4 protein-coding genes and 1 pseudogene are annotated in these 6,659 nt (G+C 74.9%); 2 read left to right on the top strand and 3 right to left on the bottom strand.

Annotated features, from left to right (window positions below; translation table 11 throughout):
• Positions 1 to 128: 128 nt before the first annotated feature.
• Together ACH5AR_RS10135 and ACH5AR_RS10130 are read right to left on the bottom strand one after the other, a co-directional pair.
• Positions 129 to 1,616 (bottom strand): MFS transporter, encoded by a 1,488-nt coding sequence (locus ACH5AR_RS10135; RefSeq protein ID WP_396300904.1) that lies wholly within the window; start codon positions 1,614 to 1,616, stop codon positions 129 to 131.
• A gap of 95 nt (positions 1,617 to 1,711) precedes the next feature.
• Positions 1,712 to 2,599 carry a hypothetical protein gene (locus tag ACH5AR_RS10130; RefSeq protein WP_396300903.1) on the bottom strand — a complete coding sequence of 296 codons (888 nt, stop codon included), beginning with the start codon at positions 2,597 to 2,599 and terminating at the stop codon, positions 1,712 to 1,714.
• Positions 2,600 to 2,835: 236 nt separating this feature from the next.
• Here ACH5AR_RS10130 and ACH5AR_RS10125 point away from each other — a divergent pair, with 236 nt between their 5' ends.
• Entirely contained in the window at positions 2,836 to 4,050 is a 1,215-nt protein-coding gene (locus ACH5AR_RS10125) for a GNAT family N-acetyltransferase (protein ID WP_396300902.1), read from the top strand.
• A 286-nt stretch (positions 4,051 to 4,336) separates the two neighbouring features.
• Here ACH5AR_RS10125 and ACH5AR_RS10120 read toward each other — a convergent pair whose 3' ends face one another.
• Entirely contained in the window at positions 4,337 to 5,710 is a 1,374-nt protein-coding gene (locus ACH5AR_RS10120; protein ID WP_396300901.1) for a hydrolytic protein, read from the bottom strand.
• Positions 5,711 to 5,927: 217 nt separating this feature from the next.
• Here ACH5AR_RS10120 and ACH5AR_RS10115 point away from each other — a divergent pair.
• Positions 5,928 to 6,656, top strand: a pseudogene (locus tag ACH5AR_RS10115) (LuxR C-terminal-related transcriptional regulator); the annotation flags it as partial.
• Between the last annotated feature and the right edge of the window lie 3 nt (positions 6,657 to 6,659).

The following is a 6,659-nucleotide window of genomic DNA, read 5'->3' as shown; positions in this document are numbered from 1 at the left end:
AGCCTTGGGGTTTCCGGGGGCCGCCCCCCCCCCCCCGCGGGCCGGGCCCCCCCCCCCCCCCCCCGGGGGGGGGGGGGCCCGGGGGGGGCGGGGGGCCCCCCCCCCGGCCCCCGCACCGGCCGGTGGGCTCAGCCCCCGGCCCGGACGGCGCTGAGCGGGGTGGCCAGCGATTCCAGGCTGCGCCGTTCGGCCTTGACGCCGATGACGGACTCGACGACGCCCGCGGCCGTCATGAGTGCGGCGCCGATGCAGAAGGCGAGGGTCGTGTCCGAGACCTTGCCGCTGCCGACCAGGCCGTTGAAGAGCAGCGGGCCGCTGATCCCGCCGACGGCGGTCCCGACGGCGTAGAAGAACGCGATGCACAGGGCGCGGGTCTCCAGCGGGAAGATCTCGGAGACGGTCAGGTACGCCGCGCTGGCCCCGGCCGAGGCGAGGAACAGCACGGCCGTCCAGCAGGCGGTCAGGGTGTCGGCGGAGAGGGAGCCGCGCTGGAAGAGGACGGCGGTGCCGAACAGCAGCACACCGGAGCCGATGTAGCAGCCGGCGATCATCGGCTTGCGGCCGACGGTGTCGAAGAGGTGGCCGAGCAGCAGGGGGCCGAGGAAGTTGCCGACGGCGATCACGGCGAAATAGTAGCCGGTGTCGCCCTCGGGGACGTCGAAGAACGTGGTGAGGATGGTGGCGTAGCCGAAGGTCACCGCGTTGTACAGGAAGGCCTGGCCGATGAAGAGCGCGAGCCCGAGCGTGGTGCGCCTGGGGTACTGGCCGACCACGGTGCGGGCGATCGTCAGGAAGCCCAGCGGTGCGCGCTCGCGGATGAGGATGGGCTCCTCCTCGACGGGCGGCAGCTTCCGGCCGGTCTGTCGTTCCACCGCCGCCTCGGCCTCCGCCACGATCTCCTCGGCCTCCCGGGCCCGCCCGTGGGTGAACAGCCAGCGCGGGCTCTCCGGCACGTGGCGGCGGACCAGCAGGATGACCAGGCCGAGCGCGACACCGATGCCGAAGGCGAGGCGCCAGCCGACGTCGGTGGCCAGGAGCGAGGTGTTCAGCAGGGCGATCGAGGCGAAGGCGCCGAGGGCCGCGCCGACCCAGAAGCTGCCGTTGATGATCAGGTCGATCCGGCCGCGCACCCGGGCGGGGATCAGCTCGTCGACGGCGGAGTTGATCGCCGCGTACTCGCCGCCGATGCCGAACCCGGTCAGGAAGCGGCAGAGGAAGAAGAACCAGGCGGTCCAGGAGAGCGCGGTGACGGCGGTGGCGGCGAGGTAGACCGCCAGCGTGAGCATGAAGAGCTTCTTGCGGCCCAGACGGTCGGTCAGCCAGCCGAAGAACAGCGCGCCCGCGCAGGCGCCCGCGACGTAGAGGGCCGCGGCGACGGTGGTGACCTGGGCGGTGCTGATGGCGATGCCGCTGCCGTCCTGGGCGAGCCGGCCGGCCATGTTGCCGACGATCGTCACCTCCAGGCCGTCCAGGATCCACACCGTGCCCAGCCCGATGACGATCCGCCAGTGCCAGGACGACCAGGGCAGCCTGTCCAGGCGGGCGGGCACGTCGGTGGCGATCACCCCCGGTTCCACCTCCCGTGCGGACTCGGACGACTTCACCGGATCGGCCATGGCGGCACTCCTTCCTCGTCGACTCGCTGACCGCCTGGCGTGTGCCCGCTCCGCCGCGGGACAAGCCACCCACCCGGGCGGGCGGGGTCGCGGGGTCAGGGCCGCGGCGGCCGGTCGCCCTCGGCGTCCTCGTCCCCGGTGGCCCCCTCGACGGACTCCGGTGCCTCGATGCCGGGCTCCTCGTCGGGCTGCCGGGTCCGCCGTCCGTCCGGGTCCGTTCCGGCGCCCCCGGGATCCGCTCCGCCGTCGGAGCGGATCCGCACCGCCTCCTCCTCGGCGGACAGGCCGGCGTCGTCGCCGGGGGCACCGGCTCGCAGGTCGCTGTGCGGGTCGGGCGGGTCGAGGCGTCCGGCGGCCTGCTCGGGCGGGCCCGCGGCGGCCGTCCGCTCGTCGGTCTCCGGCTCCTCCTGCGCGAGCCGGGCGTCGAGCGACTCGCCCTCGGCCTGCTCCGCCCCGGTGGTGCCGTAGGACTCGGCGGCCACCGGCGTGTCCCCGGGGACGGACTGGACCTGCGGGTCCTGCGACCACGCGGCGGCGGGGGAGCCGTCCTGGAGGTCGGGGATGCCCTCGTCCTCCGGTGCGGCGCCGGGGTCGTGCCCGCCCGGCTCGGGCTCCGGCAGCGGTTCCAGCGGTTCCACCGCCTCCGAGGGCCGCGGCGACCCGGCGCCGGTGCTCTGCGCGGGGCCCTCGGGCGGGTCCACGTCGCCCGCCGGACGGTCTGCCGGGCCCGCGTCCTCCTCGTCGGGCTGGACTCCGGGGACCGGACCCTCGGCGATCTCCGGCTGCTGCTCGTCGCTCCCCGACACGTTGGGCGTTCCGCCCGGGCCGATCGGCGACGGGCGGCGCTCCGACGCCTCCTCCGGCTGCTCGGCCGTCTCCGCGTCGGGCCTCCGCGCCCCGGCTGTGTCCGATCCGGCGGTGTCCGCGGGGCCGATCGCGCCGCCCATGTCGTGCAGCGGCCGTCCGTCCGGTGTTCCGTTCATGCTGTCCTCCCGTGGGTGCCGGGCCCGGCCGACCGGGCCCGGAGACGCGCCTTTCCCCTGCGCCTTTCCACTGTGGAGCCGCTCACACCGGCCGTATGTCGCCGGTCGCCGGTCGGGGGCCGGCGGCAAGGCCGGAGCCGCCGGTAATTCGGTTGACCACGCAGCACCGCGAAGGGTGCACTGCCGGTGGCGCCGCACGGGACGGCACCGCCGCTTCGGGGAGGCACCAGCACCGTATGGAGATCCGTTCCACCACCGACCAGGACCTCGGCGCCTTCGTCGACACCTTCCACGCCGCGCTGGGCCGCTTCCCGGACACCCCGGCCGCGGACGACGGCCGGGGGGTCTGGTGGGCAGCCGTCGAGATGGACCGCAACCTGCTCGCCGTGACGGCCGAGGGGCGGCCGGTCGGCACCGCGGGCGCCTACACCTTCGAACTCACCCTGCCCGGCGCGGCCGTCGTCCCGACCTCCGGGGTCACGGCCGTCGGCGTGCTGCCCAGCCACCGGCGCCGGGGCGTGCTGACCGCGATGATGCGGCGCCAGCTGACCGACCTGCGGACCCGGGGCGAGGCCGTGTCGGTGCTGCTGGCCTCCGAGGCCGGGATCTACGGCCGGTTCGGCTACGGTCCGGCGACGTACACCCAGCGGCTGACGGTGCCGCGCCGCCGGGCCGTCCTCACCGCTCCCCGGGCGGCCGGAGCGGCCCCGGGCGGCTCGGTCGAACTGCTCCGGCGGGCCGACTGCGGCGCGCTTCTGGAGGAGGTCTACGACCGCTACCGCCGCCGCCAGCCCGGCGCGCTGTCCCGCCCGCGCCGCTGGTGGGAGCTGGGCGCGGGGCAGCCCCCGGTCGCCCCGACGCCGCGTTACGTCGCCGTCCACCGGGACGCCGAGGGCACCCCGGACGGGTACGCCTGCTACCGGACGGACGGGGACACCCTGCGCGTGGACGAGACCGTCGCCCTCGACGACGCCGCGTACACCGACCTGGCCCAATTCGTGCTCGGCCACGACCTGGTCGACGAGGTCGTGTTCCGCCACCACGCGCCGGACCACCCGCTGCGCTGGCAGCTCGCGGACTACAACGCGGGCGCGTGGAGCGACCACACCGACTGGCTCTGGGTGCGGCTGCTGGACGTCCCGGGGGCGCTGACGGCGCGCGGCTGGTTCGCCGACGGCGAGCTCGTCCTGGACGTCGACGACCCGTTCCTCGGGGAGCACCACCGGTACCTGCTGACCGTCCGGGGCGGCACGGCCGTGTGCGTCCCGACGGACCGCGAGCCCGACCTGTCCCTGGACATCCGGGACCTGGGCGCGGTCTACCTCGGCGGCACCGCCCCGAGCACCCTCGTCCGCGCCGGGCACGTCCGGGCCCACCGACCGGGTGCGGCCGCCCTGGCCGACACCCTGTTCCGCGCCGAGCGCGCCCCGCACTGCCTGCACTGGTTCTGATCCGCCGTCGGCCGACGCGTCGTCAGCCGAGGAGGCGTCACCACGGACGCCGGCCCCGCCCTTCACCAGGGCGGGGCCGGCGTTCGGCGTTACCGGGGCAAGCCGGGTTGCCCCCGGCGGCCGGTCCGCTTGCCCCCGGAGGACAGACCGGGGAAGGCGCGGGCGGGTCGACTTTGTTCGTACGGGTGCATGATGCAACAGTGTCCGTCGGGTGTTGACATGGTCACGAGACGTGAGGGGAGGTGCGGGAGGCGGGGGGATCCGGGGACGAACGGGCCGGAGACGGTCAGTTCCCCGACCGGATGTCGCTCAAGGTCCCGCTGACATTGAGGAGTTCGTGGCACGTGGCCGCCTGCTTGCCGGAGGCCGGGGTCCCCGGCGCCTCGCAGGTCACGTTCGCCGTCACGGCCTGGTCCTCCGGGACCTGGATGGGAGTCACCCAGTGGTAGTCCTGGTTGCGGAAGGTCTCCAGGGCGATCGTGGTGATCGTCTTGTTCCCGGCCGTGATGGTCACCACACCCTGGTCGCCCTGGAAGTTGGCGACCACGATGTCCGTGATGTCCAGGACCTTCCCGTGCGGCACCGGATAGCTGCCCGTCCCGGCGGCACCGCTCTGCGTCTGCACGTCGATCGTCTCGGAGAACTGCTGCCCGGTGCCCGGCACCGCGGGCCCCGCACCGGGGCCGCCCTGGCTGCCCGGGCCGGTGCCCGGCTTCCCGGCGCCCGGCTTGGCCTGGCCGCCAGGGGTGCTCGCAGTGCCGGGCAAGCCCGGCTGCTCGCCGCCCGGCGTGGCCGCGGCTGCGACCGGGGTGGCGTTCTGCTGGGCGACGGCCTTCTCGGCGGCCTGCTTCGCGGAGCTGCGCACCGCCGGGCGGACCAGGGCGAACCAGGCCAGCAGCAGCGCGATCAGCGCCGCCAGCAGGGCGAGCAGCCAGGTCGGGAAGATCGGCAGCTGGAGGAACTCGCCCTCCAGCAGCGGCTTCTGGAGGGGCGTCGCGGCGGTCTCCGCGGCCTTGGGCCGGTCCTTGTCCCCCTCCTTCTCCTTGCCGTCCTCCCGCTCCTGCGGGCCCACCGTCACCTCGAACGGCCAACTCGCCGGCTTGCCGAACCAGATCAGCTTGCGGGCGCGCGCCTGCACCCGCACCTCACCGGACTCGCCGGGCTCCAGCCGCAGCTTCTCCGGGGTGATCCCGAACCGCAGGTCCTCGCCCGCCTGTGCGGGGGTGAACGCCACCTCGGTGGGGGCGTTGCCGAGGTTGCGCACCGAGGCGCGGTAGCGTCCGCGCAGCCAGCCGCGGCGGCGGCGCGGGGCCAGCGCGGCCTGGAGCTCGTGGAACGGCGTCACCGTGACGGTCGTCTCCGGCACCGTCACCAGGTCGGGGCGCTCGACCGGCAGCACCCGGATGCCGAGCGGGAACTCGCCGGCCCGGGTGGCGGGGGAGCGCGGCGGGGCCAGCCGGACCGTCACCGTCTCGGACGTCCCCGGGTAGAGCGAGACCCGCGCCGGCTCGACCGTCGTCCACGCGGCGCAGTCGCCGACCACCTCGAAGGTGTAGGCCTCGACGATGTCGAGGTCGTTGCGAACCGTCAGGGTCGCGGTGGCCACGCCACCGGGGGCCACCGTGAGTGCTGGCAGGCCGAGTTCGGCGGATGTGGTCATAGCGTGACGGTAGGGCCGTATCGCGCCGCGGGCGAGGGCCGTACGGGCAAGCTGGGGGCCACACCCGTTTGCCCGTACGGCCCTCCGGAGACCCCGCCCGGCGCCGTCGCGGGTCCGGCCCCGGCTCCACGCGATCCCGCCCCAAGCCCCCGGCCGACGCCGCCCCTGCGGCGACCGGCCGTACCCTCGCAGGCTCTTGGAGAAATGGAGTAGTTCGATGACGTCGACCGATACAACCCGTGAGGAAGCCGTCACCCGCCGGTCCGTGCCGACGCAGCAGAGCGGCGGCACCGCCGCCCTGCGCGTGCCCGAACAGCGCGGCAGGCGGACCCAGGTACGGGTGGCGGTGTACGCGGAGGACCTCATCCTGCAGACCGGTGTCGTCCAACAGCTGCGCCAGCGGCCCGAGGTGGAGCTCCTGAACGAGAGCGAGGCCGGGCGGGCGGAGGTCTCCCTGCTGGTCGTCGACGCCCTGACCGACACCGTGACCGAGCACCTGCGCCGGCTACGGCTGGCGACGTCGGGCCGGATAGGCCTGGTGGTCGGGCACTTCGAGGCCGGCGGTCTCCAGACCATCGTGGAGAACGGCGTCGCCGCCGTGCTGCGCCGCTCGGAGGCCGACCAGGACCGGCTGGTGCACCTGATCACCGCGCTGGCGAACGGCGAGGGCGTGATGCCCGGTGACCTGCTCGGCGAACTGCTCGACCGGATCGGGATCCTCCAGCGCACCATGCTGGACGGGCGCGGTCTGACGCTGTCCACCCTGACGGCCCGCGAGGCGGAGATGCTGAAGCTGGTGGCGGAGGGCTTCGACACCAGCGAGATCGCCGCCAAGACCTCGTACTCCGAGCGCACGGTGAAGAACGTGCTGCACGAGCACACCCCCCGCCGGGCACGGCGCACCCGCCCCCCCGCGGGGGGCTCCGCGCGGCGCCGCGGCCACATCTCC

Origin of the sequence: Kitasatospora sp. NPDC018619 (genome assembly GCF_044391605.1) — a bacterium.
Lineage (GTDB): Bacteria > Actinomycetota > Actinomycetes > Streptomycetales > Streptomycetaceae > Kitasatospora.
This window is presented reverse-complemented; position numbering and strand designations above follow the sequence as displayed.

Coding starts and splice junctions, on each gene's coding strand:
- ACH5AR_RS10135 (WP_396300904.1), bottom strand. CDS start 1,616: ATGGCCGATCCGGTGAAGTCGTCCGAGTCCGCACGGGAGGTGGAACCG.
- ACH5AR_RS10130 (WP_396300903.1), bottom strand. CDS start 2,599: ATGAACGGAACACCGGACGGACGGCCGCTGCACGACATGGGCGGCGCG.
- ACH5AR_RS10125 (WP_396300902.1), top strand. CDS start 2,836: ATGGAGATCCGTTCCACCACCGACCAGGACCTCGGCGCCTTCGTCGAC.
- ACH5AR_RS10120 (WP_396300901.1), bottom strand. CDS start 5,710: ATGACCACATCCGCCGAACTCGGCCTGCCAGCACTCACGGTGGCCCCC.